The 18,189-nt window shown below is 41.7% G+C and carries 11 protein-coding genes; 4 read left to right on the top strand and 7 right to left on the bottom strand.

What is annotated here, in order from left to right:
* Nucleotides 1-244: 244 nt before the first annotated feature.
* Entirely contained in the window at nucleotides 245-2,905 is a 2,661-nt protein-coding gene (locus tag ACWIB3_RS17825) for a DUF5916 domain-containing protein (RefSeq protein WP_454292288.1), read from the bottom strand.
* A gap of 1,862 nt (nucleotides 2,906-4,767) precedes the next feature.
* Between ACWIB3_RS17825 and ACWIB3_RS17820 the strand changes: the two genes are divergently transcribed.
* Entirely contained in the window at nucleotides 4,768-6,126 is a 1,359-nt protein-coding gene (locus ACWIB3_RS17820) for a Gfo/Idh/MocA family protein (protein WP_454292287.1), read from the top strand.
* A gap of 9 nt (nucleotides 6,127-6,135) precedes the next feature.
* Here ACWIB3_RS17820 and ACWIB3_RS17815 read toward each other — a convergent pair whose 3' ends face one another.
* A complete protein-coding gene (locus ACWIB3_RS17815) occupies nucleotides 6,136-7,104 on the bottom strand; it encodes a helix-turn-helix transcriptional regulator (RefSeq protein WP_185216674.1) in 969 nt (322 codons plus the stop codon).
* A 7-nt stretch (nucleotides 7,105-7,111) separates the two neighbouring features.
* Nucleotides 7,112-7,948, bottom strand: coding sequence for an MBL fold metallo-hydrolase (locus ACWIB3_RS17810; protein WP_313189150.1), 837 nt, complete (start codon nucleotides 7,946-7,948; stop codon nucleotides 7,112-7,114).
* Between the two features lie 203 nt (nucleotides 7,949-8,151).
* On the opposite strand from ACWIB3_RS17810, the gene ACWIB3_RS17805 reads away from it, so the two are divergent.
* Both ACWIB3_RS17805 and ACWIB3_RS17800 read left to right on the top strand, forming a co-directional pair.
* Nucleotides 8,152-9,276: an aldo/keto reductase gene (locus ACWIB3_RS17805; RefSeq protein WP_313259629.1), complete on the top strand. Its 1,125-nt coding sequence runs from the start codon at nucleotides 8,152-8,154 to the stop codon at nucleotides 9,274-9,276.
* Nucleotides 9,277-9,338: 62 nt separating this feature from the next.
* A complete protein-coding gene (locus tag ACWIB3_RS17800; protein ID WP_313259627.1) occupies nucleotides 9,339-9,782 on the top strand; it encodes a putative quinol monooxygenase in 444 nt (147 codons plus the stop codon).
* Nucleotides 9,783-9,954: 172 nt separating this feature from the next.
* Here ACWIB3_RS17800 and ACWIB3_RS17795 read toward each other — a convergent pair whose 3' ends face one another.
* The 3 genes from ACWIB3_RS17795 to ACWIB3_RS17785 form a co-directional block, all read right to left on the bottom strand.
* Nucleotides 9,955-10,155 carry a hypothetical protein gene (locus tag ACWIB3_RS17795; RefSeq protein ID WP_454292286.1) on the bottom strand — a complete coding sequence of 67 codons (201 nt, stop codon included), beginning with the start codon at nucleotides 10,153-10,155 and terminating at the stop codon, nucleotides 9,955-9,957.
* A gap of 730 nt (nucleotides 10,156-10,885) precedes the next feature.
* Nucleotides 10,886-13,075, bottom strand: coding sequence for a glutamine synthetase III family protein (locus tag ACWIB3_RS17790; protein ID WP_185216670.1), 2,190 nt, complete (start codon nucleotides 13,073-13,075; stop codon nucleotides 10,886-10,888).
* A gap of 201 nt (nucleotides 13,076-13,276) precedes the next feature.
* The gene (locus ACWIB3_RS17785) at nucleotides 13,277-16,072 is read right to left on the bottom strand and encodes a S9 family peptidase (protein WP_454292285.1); all 2,796 of its coding nucleotides are present in this window, start codon (nucleotides 16,070-16,072) and stop codon (nucleotides 13,277-13,279) included.
* Between the two features lie 99 nt (nucleotides 16,073-16,171).
* Between ACWIB3_RS17785 and ACWIB3_RS17780 the strand changes: the two genes are divergently transcribed.
* Nucleotides 16,172-16,906 carry an SIMPL domain-containing protein gene (locus ACWIB3_RS17780; protein ID WP_313259620.1) on the top strand — a complete coding sequence of 245 codons (735 nt, stop codon included), beginning with the start codon at nucleotides 16,172-16,174 and terminating at the stop codon, nucleotides 16,904-16,906.
* Between the two features lie 834 nt (nucleotides 16,907-17,740).
* Here ACWIB3_RS17780 and ACWIB3_RS17775 read toward each other — a convergent pair.
* Complete coding sequence (locus ACWIB3_RS17775; RefSeq protein WP_313259617.1) at nucleotides 17,741-18,136, bottom strand: PepSY-like domain-containing protein; 396 nt, start codon at nucleotides 18,134-18,136, stop codon at nucleotides 17,741-17,743.
* Nucleotides 18,137-18,189 lie beyond the last annotated feature (53 nt).

Raw genomic sequence — 18,189 nt, 5'->3', positions numbered from 1 at the left:
TTTATGTTGTTATTTTGGTTATATAAAAATATAAACAAATAATCTTATGCTATCTCTTTGTATTAGCACGTCCTAAATACAAACATAAGGCCTACCAAACGAGATAATTTATAGCAGAATGAAATTCTGGCAATGATCCTGTTTCCTGGTCTCGAAGGTTAGCGAAGCCGAGGTGCCGCTTGATGATCCTTCGGAATACGGTAGAGGTCATCTCGACGCCGCTCAATGAGCTTTGCAGTTGTTCCTACCAGCCGATCCAATAGTTCAGCTTCAGCATAAAGGTGTTCGTCGGAGCAATTCGCCAGATGTTATCGAGGTTGCTGCCCCAACCGGGTTGGTAAACAGGCATCCTTCCGGATCTGTTATGCTCCCAAACGAGGTAAAGGGTAGAACCGGGCAGGTATTCCCAGCGTGCTACCAAATTGGAACGGAATTCATTGAAACTGAAATTCGGATCCTTGAAGCTTCCGGCTTGTGCACCCGTGCCTACGCTGTATATCCCATCTGCATAGCTGATCTGCTCCGGACTGAATTCTTGGAAACGCTCAGAATAGGTTCTGGAAAGGGTATTTGTGGCGTACTTAAATCGATCGTATTGCGCTGTCGAAGTAAATGGGGATCCATAATATTGAATGGAAAGGTCCGGGGTGATGTTGCCCTGCAGCCTAAAGGTAAATCCATAGGTCTCCTGCCGCATCCTTCCCATCACATAGGTCGCTTCATCAGCATTGATGCTAGGGAGCTCACTGGTGCTTATATATTGCAGGTTATCCTTGTTCCAGGCATAGTTAAACTGCGTAACCAAATGTATATGGTTTCCTAAGCGGAAAGTCAGGGACGGTCTGATTTCATTGTATCTTGTTTCTCCGTCCAGGAAATGCTTGCCGTCGTAGTCAACCTTGATGAAAACACGTTTTGCACGGTCGGAGTTCATGGAGAAAGTACTCGTAAAGTTCGGGTTATAGCGAAGGTCATAACCACCGCGGAGCATGCGACTGTCAACCGAGTTCCAGCTGAAGGCTTCCTTTAGGTCCATTTCTATTCTTCGCTTGATGGTCAAGCTTCTAAAACGGACCGCAAGGTTATTATCCATGGCCTTGCCACCGTAGTTCCAAACGTTCCTTTGGGTCAAGGTGATACCAGCGGCGCGGAAAGGTCCCCATGGATCGGTCTTGCGGAAAGCAAGTTCCGATTCGTTCAGTTTATAGTCGGTTTGTTTAAGGTAACCGACCTCATTTAAATCGAAACCAGGGGAGGACCAGCTAAAGGTTTCAGCATAGTTCCATTGGGCATTTCCCTTTTTCCCGGCCTTGATGTATCCGCCGGTTCCACTAAGAGAAGTGGCGTCTGGATTCATGTTGAGGTATTCGGCTCCCGATTTTCGTTGAAAGAAGTGCGTAGCATTGGTCTTTGTAGCCATTAGGGCATCTTTCGTTCCCGAAAGCGTACTGTACATGGCTTTGGTTTCCACATAATAGAGGCGATTGGAGAAATACTTGGTAAAGTCAACTCCAGCGGTAAAAGCGTCTTTAACCAGGAACTCCTCTAGATGCGGAGCATCCATCTTGCGGTTGACCGAAGTGATCATACCTCCCAAAAGGGTATTACCGTCCCAGTTTTTCTGTACCCTCGCAACGGTATAGTTGGTCAATGGTTCGGTTTGTATCCGTTCTTCGCCAGTTCCGAGCTGGGTAACCTTTTGGGAAGTCTTGGCGGTTATACTTTCCAAGATCCCTATGGTAAGACCTTTGCGGTTTGTTCCGGTAAGTTTCATGGCACCAAGGATGGGCACGAAATCGGTGCTGCTGGCAAAGATCTGCTGATTGTCCACCAATGGGTATTGATATCGAGATCTGGAACCGATCCGGCGGGAATAGAACATCATTCCGCCTTCATTGTTGTCAAATTCCAAAATATGCTTTCCTTCCAAAAAGAAAGGTCTTTTTTCTTCATAAAATACCTCGTAGGCAGTTAGGTTCATGACAGAAGGATCCAGTTCGACCTGACCATAGTCAGGATTGATGGAAAGGTCCATGGTATAATCTGAAATGGCGAATTTAGCATCCAGACCCGCATTTGGTTTCCAGCGGTTACCATCTTGGTAGGGACTGTTTGCGATCTTCGGTTCGCGGATCAGTTTGTTCATTACATAGGGCAAGAATTCAATCCCTTTAGGTTTTGGTAAGTCCTGCATGCCATGCATGGTTCCGAAGGAGAACACATGCCCATTGTTCTTGATCGGGATCATGGACCAGTTCTGTACCTCATTATTTCGGCGGATTATCCGGCGGACATGCAGTCCCCAGATACCGTCGTCGTTCTTTTGGTTGTATCGGATCTGGTTGAAAGGGATTCTCAGTTCCGCGGTCCAGCTGGAATCGGCCAGGTCTTGATGGGTACGGCCTTCCCATACGGCATTCCAGGAAAGGTTGACCGATAGTTTGTCCGTTACCGTAAGGTCTGTTTTATTACCACCAAGGTTGATATTGAATTCCACGGCAGCGCGGTAATCGTGGTAAGGATCGAAGGCGATACTGATCAGGTCGCCGTTGCTGTTGTCGTCCCGATTTCCGATAAAGGCGTTCATGGTCTCAGGGTGTATATCCTTGCAATAAACCCCAACATAGATGTTCTTGTCATCGTAAAAGATCTTCATTTTGGTCCACGAGCCGGTATGTGCCCGTTCAAAGGGGATAACCTGGGAAAATTTCTCCGACCAGACCCCTTGGTTCTGCCAGAGGTCTTCATCCAGTTTTCCATCGACCTTAGGTTGATGTTCCGAGATTTTGGTGGCTTGGTAATCCCGTTTGTAGGCATCTTCAAAAGATACAACAGGCTTACGCTCATCTTGACAAAATGCAAAGCTTATATGGAAGAGTAAGATTAATGACAGTACGTATTTCATCGGTTGAGTTTAGGAAAACACGAGGTTTTAAATCGATCGTGCCAAATGTATTAAATTATTGATTAATAATAGGGGGAAGGGATGTTTAATTTCTGTTACCTGATAGGGAAAAAGGAGGGGGTGCTTGGTATTTGAACCAGGATGTTCGGGATGTGAGGATGGACCAAGATCATGGGTAAAACGTGGCGACATAGACTATATTTGACCACAGTTCTGGTTCAAACCAACCTATCCGATCCTTTTTCATTCCATGTGACATTGATTGTTAATTTTTTTGTCCCTGATTATCAGTTGAATATATTTTTATTTAATATGTATATACTTATTAATTTTATTTGTATGATATTCTATGTTATTTTTGTGATATAAACGGTAAAATATTACCTTTAGCACTGCTTTATACCTATGAAAATCAATAAATTACAACATTAATAAGTTTTTGTTATTTTTGTTTGTCCAGTATGTTTATACAATAACGAGTTAGCGCGTTAGGACATAAACGAATAATCAACCAGTAATTTTTACTGAAACCTAAGATTCTCGTTTAGTAAATTGAATTAATGTTACTTGTGGGGGATTATGAGGGTGATTCCCCATTAAGTAATATTGGCCTTATCGAATTGTTTGAATACCTCTTTAGCATTTTTATTCTGAACGATCAGTGAGGAATCTGTACGGTTCGCCCCCTGATGATCTTGTCATTCTCAATCGAAGATTGAGGACCTGTACGCCAATGCCTTCGGTAATTGATTAAGTGTGTAAAATTCCGAGATTCTTCCTTCGAACCATTGGCAAGTTGAATTTCAAACAATTCTCTTCGTTACTTTTGATGTCCAAAAGAAACCAAAAGGCTTCCTTCGGAAGTAAAATGTTCCTTAACTCACTAATGATGCGGAATTCCTGTAATAAAAAGAACCCTAGAAGGGTTCAATTATTTTAGCAATCCCATCGCACAGGGCAACGGCATTCTTTCCATTTTTCCGCCATTGGAAATGAGCCGGTTGCTAAAGGGCTTCCTTCGGAAGGATGGAGTCTGTTTTGTAAACCCCCAGCGGGGGTGTAATCTTTATAGAAGGGTGATTTTTTCTTCAGCTAACCCACGGCGTGGGTGAAATGTTTTTCAATAAATCTTTTGTGTCACCCTGAGGGCTTTCCCCGAAGGGTCTCGGACCTATCCATTCTTTATTTGAAATAGTTTACTCATCTTACGATTCGTAATGACAACCATCTCAAAAAAATAAAAAAAATAGATTCTTCGTTTCACTCTGAATCCCTCTATTGCGTATTTTGATTCTGAACGATCAGTGAAGAATCTGTACGCCAATGCCTTCGGTAATTGATTAAGTCCGTAAAATTCCGAAATTCTTCCTTCGTCAAAATGACATCGTGGCGGAAACCGAAGGTGCAGGAAAGTACGCCATACAATCCTATTAAATGTTCCAAATATGAAGCGGGCGAATGCGATTCGCCCCACCCAAGCGTGATAAATTAATAACCGAAAGGCATATCACCAATGATTTTGGTTTAATAATCCTGTGCCGAGTCTCGAGAGATATCAAGCAAAGCCAAGATGCCGCTCGTCCATCAGAATTGATCTTGGTCTATCCTCCAATCCCGTTTCCTGAGTGGCGTCGAAAGACATCCTGGTTCGTTCCCAGTTCTTGGTCCATCCTCCAATCCATTCCATCCTGGTTCATTCCCAGTTCTTGGCCCATCCTCTAATCCTTCCCATCCTGGTTCAAAAAAACACCAATCCTCCCAAGCCAAATGTCTCAAATCTCAAATCTCACATCTCATATCTATTGACTATTATTTAATTTTTGCCTATCTTAAAAGCTATAAACCTTAAAACCTCTATCCTTATGGGAAACATAAACCTCAATCGTAGGCAATTTATTTTTGGAACCGGGGCCTTGCTGTCCATTGCTGCCTTGCAGCAGGCGGGCTTTGCTGCGGAAATATTAAAAGCTAGAACGGTAGCCTTGATTGGTGCCGGATGGTATGGTAAAAGTGACCTGTTCAGGTTGTTGCAGGTAAGTGATGTAGAGGTGGTTGCGGTTTGTGATGTGGACAAAAAGCACCTGGAGGAAGCTTCAACGTTGATTTCCCAAAAGCAGAAATCCAAAAAGGTACCCAAGAAGTATTCAGATTATAGGAAGCTATTGGCAGAAAACAAGCTGGATCTGGTGTTGGTCGGTACGCCAGACCATTGGCATGCCCTGATCGGAATTGCAGCCATTGAATCGGGAGCACATGTGTATCTGCAAAAGCCGATCAGTGTGGATGTTATGGAGGGTGAAGCGGTAGTTGCAGCGGCAAGAAAGCATAATAGAAAGGTTCAGATCGGTACGCAGCGTAGAAGTACGCCGCATATGATCGATGCCAAAGAAAATATAGTGGAGAAAGGATTGTTGGGTAAAATTTCGCATGTGGAAATGTGCTGTTATTACCATATGAAGAGCAATGCCAATCCGCCTGAAGAACCGGTTCCAGATTTCTTGAATTATGAAATGTGGACAGGTCCTGCGCCATTGCGGCCTTACGATGGGCTTCCGCATGGTGGTTGGTGGCGCGCATTTATGGAGTACGGAAATGGGATAACGGGCGATATGTGTGTGCATATGTTCGATACGGTTCGTTGGATGTTAGGTTTGGGCTGGCCTAAAAAGATATCGGCAACAGGCGGAATCTATGTGCAAAAAGAAGCGAAATCCAATATCGCCGATACGCAAACCGCTATTTTTGAATACGATGACCTGAATTGCGTGTGGACCCACCGTACCTGGGGTACGCCGGCAGATCCTGAATTCCCTTGGGCATTTGTGATCTATGGCGATAAGGGAACTCTGAAAGGAAGTACCATGAAATGGGAGTTTATCCCGGAAAAAGGGGAGAAGATCGTCCGTGATGTGGTCTATGAAAGAGAGCAATACCCTGAGGACCTGAAGGAACCTCGGATTGAGCTCAATGCCGCACCAGCGACAAGAGGTCAGATGCGGAACCTGCTTTCCGCCATCGATAAAAATACCTTGCCGATTGCAGATGTGCTTCAGGGACATATCTCTACAGCATCCTGTATTCTGGCAAACCTGTCCATGGAATTAAATCGTCCATTGGTCTATGATCCGGAGAAGAAGGTCTGTGTTGGAGATGAGGAAGCTACAAAGAGATTGAAAAGAGAATATAGGGCACCTTGGAAACATCCTTACCAAGGCGCTTAAAAAGAAATACTATTTTATGTTGTTTTGTATAGCCTGAAAGAGTTTATTAAAGCTGTGCTTAAGCTCTTCAGGCTCTTTTATTTCTATCTTGTCGCCAAACATCATGAGCCATCTCGGGAACTCATGTTCGATGTCGCGGCTTTCAAAAACCATTTCTATTTTATCCCCAACCTTAGCTTCAGATACAAATCCATAAGTGTTTCTTTGCCAGCGCATAAAAGGAGCGAAGTCCCGGCTAACCAGAACCTTGGATTTGATCTTGGGTAGCTCGGGGGATTTCTGGTTCGACATGTATTCATCAATGCTGATATGCCTTTTGCTGAACTTGTTTTCCAGCGCTGTGACCTGTGCAATCCGATCGCTCCGGAACTGCCTGAAGTCCATACGTTGCAGGCAATAGGCAACGATATACCAAAACCCTATCTCGTGGACAATGCCAATAGGTTCGATAATCCTTAGGATGGCTTCGTCATCCTTGATTCCTTGGTATTCAATTTGGATCTGGGTTTTATTGGCAATAGCTTCAATAGCGGTACTCAATACATGCGGAACCTTTTCAGGGAAGATAGGTACATGTTGTTTGCGCATGATGATCTGTTCCTGCATGTTGGTCACCAGGTCTTGGTCATTGCTCTTTAAGATCGCCTTGATTTTCATCAATGCGGAAGAGTAAAGCGAGAAACCTGCTTGATCCAGGTATTTTTCGGCTAGTTTCTCCGTGGCTACAAAGCAAAGGGCTTCTTCCTTACTGAAGGAAACCGGCGGAAGTCGGTAACCGTCCATAATGCTGTAGCCCATTCCAGCTTCACCAATCAATGGAACCCCTGCCTGCTCCAGGCTTTTGATATCCCTATAAATGGTACGAAGGCTGACATCAAAGCGATCGGCCAATTCCTGCGCCTTTACAACCCTTTTAGATTGCAATTGAATCAATATCTCAACAATACGGTCGAATCTTTTCTTGATATCTACGGACATGAATAGCTTAGATTTCGCTTAATTTAAAAGTGTCTTTAAGTCTAATTCCTTTTTCGGTGTACTGCAAGGTTGCGCATTCATTTACGGAGTCATGCTCGAAGAACATGATATATTCATTATCAACGATCTCTTTCCAGTAATCTTGTCTTTCCTGCATGGTTACCAGTGGTCTCACATCATAGCCCATGACATAGGCAATTGGAATATGTCCTACAGAAGGAAGTAAGTCCGCCATGTAGAGAATGGTTTTTCCTTTGTATTGGATTTGCGGAAGCATCATGGCCTCGGTATGGCCATAGGCAAAGCGCATATGGATCTCAGTGTCGTATTGAGGACTTTCGATATCGATAAAGTTCAGTTGCCCACTTTCTTGGATTGGCATAATGTTCTCCTTCAAAAAAGACGCTTTCTCCCTTGGATTTGGATTAACTGCCCACTCCCAATGATCCTTATTGGACCAATATCTTGCATTTTTGAATGCAGGCAATAGTTTTTCACCTTCTCTTTTAATGGCATCACCACAATGGTCAAAATGCAAATGGGTCAATATTACATCGCTAATGTCATCACGATGGAATCCAAGTTTAGCTAAGGACTTATCCAGCGTATCGTCGCCATGCATATGGAGATGGCTAAAGAATTTCTCATCCTGCTTGTCACCGATTCCAGTATCGACCAAAGTCAATCGCTTGCCATCTTCAATAAGCATCAAACGGTTTGCCCAGGTACATAAGTTCTTATCATCCGCTGGATTCGTTCTCTGCCAGAGGCTTTTTGGTACAACGCCAAACATGGCGCCACCATCTAATTTGAAGAATCCAGTATCTATACTATGTAGTTTCATTTGTGATTGCTTTAACGGTTCTCAATTTGGCAGATCAGCCAAGTATTATAAAAATGATGTTTTAAGTCGGCTAAATCAAGTTTAATTTAAGATTTCCGGCATAATTGCACATAAATGTAATTTTGGTATTTATTTCTGTAATCCATATAAGCTATTAATTGTTTATTGTACAGACCTTTGGAATACACTAAACAAAAGAGAAAATGAGAACAAACAATCGTAGAGAATTCCTAAAGAGTGGTGCCTTGGCCGGATTGGGACTGATCAGCTCCAATGTTTTATTTGGCAGTACGACCATGGAAACAAATATGAATAGCAATTCTAATCTCCAAGAAAAGGGAATGCGGATATTAGGTTCGGGAAAACATCAATTAGCGGTGTCCGCATTTGGCTTAGGCTGTATGGGCATGAGTTATCACCGCAGTTTTGTTCCTGACCGTCAGATGAGCATAAACCTGATTAGAAAAGCAGCAGAATTGGGTTTAAACTTCTTCGATACCGCCGAAGCTTATGGTCCGCGGATCAATGAAGAATTAGTTGGAGAGGCCTTACAGCCAATTCGTAAGGATATATTGATAGCAACCAAGTTTGGCTTCGTGAACGGGGTTCCGGCCAAAGGTTTGGACAGCAGACCGGAAACGATCAAGAAGATGGTGGATCTATCCTTAAAACGCTTGAAGACAGATTATATAGATTTGTTATATCAACATCGAGTTGATCCAAATGTTCCGATGGAAGATGTTGCCGGAACGGTAAAGGAATTGATCCAAGCAGGGAAAGTCAGGAACTTTGGCTTGAGTGAAGCGAGTGCTGAAAATATCAGGAAAGCCCATGCTGTGCAACAGGTTACGGCCTTGCAAAGTGAGTATTCCTTGGTTACCCGCCAACCTGAAACCACAGTGATACCTGTTTGTGAGGAATTGGGGATAGGCTTTGTTCCTTACAGTCCATTGAGCAGAGGATTGATAACGGGTTATATCAATGAACGGACGAAATATAATGCTGAAAATGATAACCGACCAGCCTTGCCTCGTTATCAAAAGGATGCCATTATTGCCAATTGGCCTTTGATCGATATGCTTAAGGATTTTGGTGACCATAGAGGGTTGACCGTAGCTCAGGTGGCATTGGCATGGCTATTGGCCCAGAAACCTTTTATAGTTCCCATTCCGGGAACCACTAAACTGGCACACCTAAAAGAAAACCTGGATTCTCGGGATTATCAATTTGATCCGGCAGAATTAAAGGATTTGACCGCCGCATTGGATAAGATCAAGATTGTAGGCGAAAGGGCAGTTGGTCAGCAGGCAAGTCAGATCAATAATTAAGAATTGCTAGTACAACAATATTGCTGCTTTTTAGGTTATTATCAGTAAAAAATAATCATGCTATGGAAATTAAGTCGATTTTGAGATATTTATTGGGGTTTTTAGTGGTTTTTTCTTTTGGAAATCTCTTTTCGCAAGAAAAAGCTGTGGATTTGGGCGAAAAAAAGCAAATTCACTTGATCAGGATAGCAGAAATTGAGGTAATTCCAGAATATTGGGAAGAATATAAGGAAATTGTTCTGTATGGAGCCAGAGAGTCTGTAGAGAAGGAGGAGGGTGTCATATCGATCTTTCCCATGGAGATCCAAGCCGAGAAACATAAAATCAGGATCCTGGAGATCTATAGGGATCAAAAAGCCTATGAAGACCATATCAAGTCCAAACATTTCCAGCATTATAAAACGTCGACCCTGAAAATGATCAAGGATTTGAAACTGGTAGATATGAATGCCTTGGATGTTGGACTTATCAAAAAGATTTTTATTAAAGAAAATATCAGCGATTAGAAAAAGTAACTACCGTAATTGTGGTATCTAATACCGTAATAAGTATAAAAATAACAAGGCTAAAAGCGGGATATTTGAGGAGTTAGTTTGTTATTTTATTAAAGAATAGCATCAATTGAGGGGAAAGGGAAATTCCCCTCTTTTTTTGTGTCAGGATGGGGGTTCGACAGGCTCACCCACCGGCTGTGCCAAGAACTTCTGTTACTTTTTCGCGGAAAAGTAACCAAACCGCTTCGGCCCATTTAAGATGGCTTTTCGCACCATCCACTACACATGGATAGAATGCCTTGATGTCGGGAATATCTTTTGCAAGATCACCCCTTTTGATGGTATGATCATGAAAAAGCATTCCAAGGCCAATCCCATCGCGCAAGTCAACGGCATTCTTTCCATTTTTCCGCCATTGGAAATGAGCCGGTTGCTAAAGGGCTTCCTCCGGAAGGATGGTTGTTTATATAAATTAGGAACCTTGGAAGGGGTGATATCTTTATAGAAGATTTGGCCAATAATCAGACCAACCCCTAGCAGGGGTGAAATATTTTTCTGCAATTTGTCTTGAAGAAATAAAATAGTTCGTTCGCTGTGCTCACGATAACAACGATTCTAAAAAAAATACAACAATAGATTCTTCGCTGCGCTCTGAATCTCTCCCCAACCCATTTCCAATTCTGAACGATCAGTGAGGAATCTGTACGGTTCTCTATAAAAATTGCCTGTCATTCTTTACCGAAGGTAAAGGACCTGTACGCCAATATAATCCGCAATGTTTTCTTTCAAAATATGCAACGGGCATATTCAATACGCCCCTTCGCATATTGCCGCCTTTTCAAGAGAGGTAAGGCCATAATCATGGCCCATCCTCTCATCCTTTTAATCCTGGTTCAAAACCAGTTCATGGCCCATCCTCTCATCCTTTGCATCCTGGTTCAAAACCAGTTCTTGGCCCATCCTCTCATCCTTTGCATCCTAGTTCAAAAGCGTATCCAATATACCCGTACGAAAGTGTCTAAAAACTGCGTTTTGTTCCCTCTACTCTCCAGCAAAAAAGGGGCAATCTTTTCAGATTACCCCTTAATGGTTATTGTTTCTTGTTTAGTTAATGCTTAGTGGATGAAAAGCAATTCGCGTAATTTTGGCAAAGGCCATTTAGCGTCATCAACGATTTTTTCAAGTTTGTTGACGTGGTAGCGGATTTCGTCGAAGAACGGTTTTACAACCTCGTCGTAAGCGATCGCTTTTTCACGCATGTCGTCGATGGTGTTTGCTTTTTTACGGGCTTGACGCATTTCCTCTGCCTGTTCAAGGATAATGTTCACGTGCTTGGAGATACGCTCCACATAGTTTAGCTGTGAACTGTATGCCTCTTTGCTCAAACCTAAGTCCTTAAGACCTCTTACGTTTTCAATCAATTGGTTTTGATAGATCAAACATGCAGGAGCAATCTGACTAGTTACGACATCACCAATTACACGAGCTTCGATTTGAAGTTTCTTGAAGAAGTTCTCCAATAAGATCTCATGTCTAGCTTCAGATTCACGTCTTGAGAAGATTCCTAAAGTTTCGAAAAGCTCTAGAGATTCTGGTTTTACATAGACATCAAGGGCTTTTGGTGTAGACTTGATGTTAGAAAGTCCTCTGCCAGCCGCTTCAATTTCCCATTCTTCGCTATAGCCATTTCCTTCGAAACGGATTGCTTTTGAATCTTTGATGTATTTACGGACAACGTTTAGGATCGCAAGGTCTTTCTTGATTCCTTTTTTGATCTGTTTGTCGACTTCATTTTTGAATTCAATCAATTGCGTAGCAACGATTGCATTCAAGATGGTCATTGGCAATGCTGAGTTTGCAGAAGATCCAACAGCGCGGAACTCGAATTTATTGCCGGTGAAAGCGAAAGGAGAAGTGCGGTTACGGTCGGTGTTATCCAATTTCAGATCAGGGATTTTTGGAATACCGTGCCATAGGTTTGCATCAGCCTTAACTTTTTTGGCAACGCGAGCAGATTCAACTTCTTCTAGGATTTCATCCAATTGAGAACCTAAGAAGATAGAGATAATCGCTGGAGGAGCTTCGTTGGCACCGAGGCGGTGGTCATTGGAATGACTTGCGATAGATGCTCTCAATAGGTCGGCATGCTCATAAACAGCTTTGATGGTGTTGACGAAGAACGTCAAGAACATCAGGTTGTTTTTAGGAGTTTTTCCTGGCGAAAGCAGGTTCACACCTGTGTTGGTGATTAAGGACCAGTTATTGTGTTTTCCGGATCCGTTTACACCGCTATACGGTTTTTCATGTAATAAAACCTTAAAGTTGTGACGAATGGCAACTTGTTCCATTACGTTCATCAACAATTGGTTATGGTCGATAGCCAAGTTGATCTCTTCAAACATAGGAGCACATTCAAATTGAGAAGGGGCAACTTCGTTGTGACGAGTTTTCAAAGGGATACCTAATTTCAGGGCTTCGTTTTCAAGGTCCACCATGTAAGCTAATACACGCTCAGGAATCGCACCGAAGTAATGGTCCTCTAATTGTTGTCCTTTAGCTGACATATGTCCGAACAAGGTTCTTCCTGTCAATTGTAGGTCAGGACGAGCGTTATATAAGGCAAGGTCAACCAAGAAATATTCTTGTTCGATACCCAAAGAAGCATTTACTTTGGTAACGGCTTTATCAAAATATTGAGCAACATCCGTTGCAGCTTTGTCAATAGAAGCGATAGCTTTTAATAAAGGCGCTTTGTAATCTAGGGATTCGCCAGTGTAAGAAACGAATACGGTAGGGATACATAAGGTTTTGCCAGCACCAGTTTCAAAGATAAAGGCAGGGGATGAAGGGTCCCAAGCAGTATAACCCCTAGCTTCGAAAGTATTACGGATACCGCCGTTCGGGAAAGAAGAAGCATCTGGTTCTTGTTGTACCAATGCATCCGCGTTGAATTTCTCGATTGCGCTTCCATCCGTGTCCGGTTCAAAAAAAGCATCGTGTTTTTCAGCTGTTGATCCAGTCAAAGGTTGAAACCAGTGGGTATAGTGCGAAGCACCATTTTCTAGGGCCCAAGTTTTCATGGCTTGCGCGATGTAGTCTGCTAATTCTCTGCTGATCTGTTTTCCTTCGTCGATAGATGATTTTAATTCGCTAAAAGTAGACTTTGAAAGGTAATCTCTCATTTTAGAGATGCTGAACACATTTTTATTGAAAATGTGAATTGCGCGTTCTGAATTTACCTCAGTTGTTTCGTTGAACATGTGCTTTGAGGCAGTTTCAACTGCGGCTAGTCTGGAGTTTAACATGCTGTTAGTATTAGATATACTTAAGTTTTTGTTGATTACTGATTTTTTCTTCTAAATTTTTATCAAAAGTATAGGAAAAACATTTTACTTGGATAAAATTTTTGAAAAAAAATGTAAAAAAGTATGGTTTTTAGTGTTTTTTAACAAAAACAGGCGGTAATTATTGAAAATTACCGCCTGTTTTGAGTTTCTATTGTAAAATTAGTTGACTTCAAGTCCCCAATCTATACCTTTTTCTGTTGCTTTGACTCCTTTCTTGATCCAATTTGCTGCTGGTTTTCCTTTTAGGAAGTGATCGAAGAATTGAGCTTCGCGAATTTGAATGTCTTTTCGGTTCTGTCTTTGGATTAGATTGTGGTCATCACCGTTATAGTTCAATAACCAAACCGGTTTATTCAACCTTCTCAATGCGGTAAAGAATTCTATCCCTTGGTACCAAGGCACAGCTCCGTCATTGTCGTTATGCATGATCGCCACAGGGGTGTTGACCTTGTCCATAAAGAACAGTGGCGAGTTCTCAATATATAGATCTCTAGCTTCCCAAAGCGGCTTTCCGATACGGCTTTGTGTATTCTCATATTGGAACTGTCTGGACATTCCCGTTCCCCAACGGATTCCACCGTAGGCCGAGGTCATGTTGACAACAGGAGCTCCAGCCCATGCTGCGGCATACATATCGGTACGGGTAATCAGGTGTGCAACTTGATAACCACCCCAGCTCTGTCCTTGGATTCCCATTTTAGTGGAGTCCACCCAATTGTTGTTTCTAGCCAAATGATGCATACCCGAATTAATAAACTCTTCAGCTGATCTTCCTGGATAGCCAGTTTCATAACGGATGTCCGGTGCGAAGACCAAATAGCCGTTACTTACGAAATAAGGGATATTCAAACGGGATGGAGTAGGAGCCGGCGCTTGGTAGCCATATAGCCCATCTGATAGCGTTTCATAGAAATAAGCAATAATCGGATATTTCTTATTCGGATCGAAATCTTCAGGCTTATAGAGAATACCTTCCGATTTATAGCCTTTTGGCGTGGTCCAATGTACCAATTCAGCCGTTCCCCAGTTGTAATTCGCCTGTTGAGGGTTAATATCGGATAGTCTGGTTTCGTTTTTGAAGTTCGCTAATAGATATAGATCCGGTGAATGCTGGTAATCCTCTTTTGTATAGATAAGCTTATTCAATTTTTCATCCGTATTAAGCATTCTATAAGCATGCGGACCTGACCATAGTTTGCTGATTTCTTTTTTTCCTAACTTATAGAGACCTTGATTTTTGTCGATTTTATTGAAACCATTTAAGAAAACAGTCTTTGACTCATCGATCTGGTTGTAATTGATCCTTGGGTCATCGTTCCTATATAGGTTTTCCATGCGATAGACCATTTGGTTTTGTCTTCCAAGGCCGTGGGTAAGGTTGGTTTTGTTTTTGCCATCAAGACTTAATTTCCAGATATCATATCGGTCATTGATATAGATGTATTTGCCATCCTTTGACCATCCAGCGATTCCATAGGGTCCTGGAGCGGCAGGGACATCATTCTCTTCATCCACAAAGCTGACCTGCAAGCCTTCATTCAGTTGTTTCGTGCTTTCAGATGCGATATGGAAGCTGTACCAATTACCATTGCTACGGTTGAAATAAACGACATAATCGCCGTTTGGTGCTAATGCAGCAAATCCAGAGTTAGATTTTGTGACCAATTTATTTTTACCTGTCAGGGTTGATATAGCGTAGATATCAGAACGCATGCCACCTTCCCATTGGGTTTCTATTCTGTATTCCTTGTCGGAAGTCGCCATTGCCCATTCGTTGTCAGCATCGCCGGTCAAGGAGATTCTATTGAATGTTTCATCAGATAATGGAATCACATTTCTATTGGACGCCAGATTGACCATGGCGGTATAGTTCCTGGACAGGTCTCTTCTTAGGTTAACCAATTGCATAGGTTGCAGGTAATCATCTTGCCAGTGCCAGATATCCACTTTGGCATGTTCGAATTCCACCAAAGTGGTGTCCTTTACCCTTGGAATTGGAGCCAATCCGAAAAACAGTCTTTTTCCAGATTTGCTAAAGGTTAAGGAGCCATCACCGGATACAAACCAGTTTTGAGGAATCCCATTGGAATTTCTATCAGCCAATATCACGGCGGAGTCTTGATTTGCTGTATAATAATAAAGCTTATATTCCTTTAGCAGGGATTTTTCAGGAGTCTTGTCCGCTAAGAAACTCAGTTGCTTTGTGGCATCATCAAACTGAATGTTCTTATAAGTTCCTTTCCCTGAGCTTATTTTCTTTTTGGATTTGTTGGCAAGGTCCATGATAAATAGACCGGATTCATTTAAGGAGTCTTTTTCTGGACCTTTAATGGAATAAACCAAGAATTTCCCGTCATCACTCCATTCGTAACTATCCGCTTTTAAGATATTGCTTGTATCAGCCGTATTTAAGTTGAGGACCGTTAAGGTAGGGGTAGGTTTTTCTTTTTTGGATGCAGATTTCGTTTTACTGCTGTCTGAACTATTCGGGATGATGGTTTCGTGCAGGAAGGCGACGAAGTCATTTCCATCCTTAGCGATTTTATAGGATTTCACCTGTGCAAATTTGCTGGACTGGTTTTTAGCGATATTAAAGACCAAAAGAGAGTCCTTAGGCATTTCATCAGGTTTCTTTTTCTTGATCTTTGCCTGCCTTACTTCCTGAAAAGGAGCTTTGATTAAACCAATCAAATGTTTTTCATCCTTGGTCAGCTTAAGGTCTGCACCTCTAGGGATTTGAAGCAGTTGTTGATTGTTTGCATTTTTTACAATGGAAGTCGCATCACCTTCTTGTGGGGTAATGCTATAATAAATCAGATTTCCAGATTTGCTGATCTCAGGTTTACTGATAACATTCCAGGAATCATAAACAGTGTGATCAATTGGTTTTTTCTGTGCATAAGTTAGTGAAATTGCACTTAAACCAAATAGTATTAAGCCAAATTTACGTTTCATATAAATTGATGTTTGGAATTTCAATAATACCCAAAATTTGTTAACTTAGGTTAGGTTAAAAGATAACAATTTTAGTATAATCGCATTAATTCACTTTATATGAAAAACACAGGTATTATAATCAGTATTATCGCCGGCCTATCCATCATTGTGTTTGCCATGATCTTTGGTAATGCCTATAAGTATAAGTACAGAAATTCCAATACGATTAATGTGACCGGTAATGCGATGACTAATTTTGAGTCTGATATCGTGAAATGGTCTGCAGTGTTCAGCCGTAAATCCATGGATTTAAGTGAAGCTTCCGAACAATTGAAGCGAGATCGTGAATTGGTGAAGGATTTTTTGGTTCGCCAAGGGGTCAATGAAAAAGAGATTCTGTTCAATGCCGTTAATATTGCCCGTGACTTTACCTACCATACCGATCAGAATGGAAATAGCTTCAATACCTTTACCGGATATAGCCTTTCGCAAAATGTTTCCATTGAATCAAAAGATTTAGATAAGGTTGCCAACGCTTCGCGTGAAATCTCCACCTTGATCTCGCAAGGGGTAGAGTTGGCCTCCAATGCTCCTAACTACTATTTCTCGGGTCTTGAAGACCTGAAATTGAAGTTAATCTCAGAGGCCTCCCAGAATGCAAAGGTAAGGGCAGAAAACATCGCTAAGGAAGCGGGATCTTCTTTAGGTTCTCTTGTCAAAGCCGATTTAGGGATCTTCCAGATTACCGGTCAGAATGAAAATGAAGAATATTCCTATGGTGGTGCCTTTAATGTGACCTCCAGAAAGAAAACTGCGAATATTACCGTGAAGACGAGTTATTTATCTGAATAGTATTTAAGTATATAGTATTTAGTATTTAGTATTTAGTATTTAGTATTTAGACTTTGTTGGTCTTGGTATTTGAACCAGGATTGGGGTTCGACTCCGCTCACCCACCGAGGATGAGAGGATGGACCAAGATCATGGTTTGAACGTAGTTTCTAAGACTATATTTAATCATATTTCCGTAGGGGCGAATCGCATTCGCCCGCTTCATATTTTGAATAAATAATAGGTTTGTAATACGTGATTTCCTACATTTTCGGTTTCCGCCACGGTGTCATTCTGACGCAGGAAGAATCTTGGAACTATGCAAACCTAATTTCATTGGCGAACAGGTCCTTGATCTTCGATCAAGAATGACAAGAACATGTTGAGGCATTCACGTACAGATTCTTCACTGATCGTTCAGAATTGGAAGCCTCCTGAGAGGGATTCAGAGTAAAACGAAGAATCTATTTCTTATTTTTTTAGGGATGCGGGTCATTTCGAATCGCAAGATGAGAAAACTGTTTTTGGCAAGCCTGCTTAGTTCCGAGACCCTTCGGCCGAGCCTTCAGGGTGACACAAAAGGGTTATAGAAAAATATTTCACCCCCGCTAGGGGTTGTCCTTTTGACGATTTACCTTTCAATAAACATTTCACCCACTCTGTGGGTTGACCATTTCAAACATACAATTTCTATAAAGATGTCACACCCCGCTGGTTTCTTTCTCTACAGTAACAAACCGTCTTAATACTAAATACTTACTACTAAATACTAATTAATGATATAAAGAAAGGTCCTATGATGTTCCACAGGACCTTTTTGTCTAAATACTAAATACTTTCTACTAAATACAACTTTTACGGATCTATCCTAACGAATTTACCGTCTTTGTCGAATACTAGATCTAAGCCGTTTGTAAGTTCGACATCGTAGCCGTGTTTTTCTTTTTCAATGCTATTGATGCCAGCATTCGCATAGTTTTGTTTTACATAGTCTCTGATAGCTGTAGGGATTAAATTATCTGGTAATGTTGCTGTATCGGCTTTAGCGTCGATATCTAACCATTGACCATTTTTGTCGAATTTGATTTCTATTCCGTTATCAAGGAGTACATCAAATTCTTTTCCAGAAAGCCCTTCTTTTTCTTCAACTACGGATAAGATTTTCACGCCTTTGAAGTTTTCGTTTAAGAATTGATTTGCACTTTGTGGAAGCTGATCCTCAGTAATTACAGACTCTTTATCACAAGACATCGTTAAAGTAGCGAATGATAGAAGAACAGTTAGTGCTAGAAGTAATTTTTTCA

Source organism: Sphingobacterium sp. NPDC055431, assembly GCF_053644255.1.
This window is presented reverse-complemented; position numbering and strand designations above follow the sequence as displayed.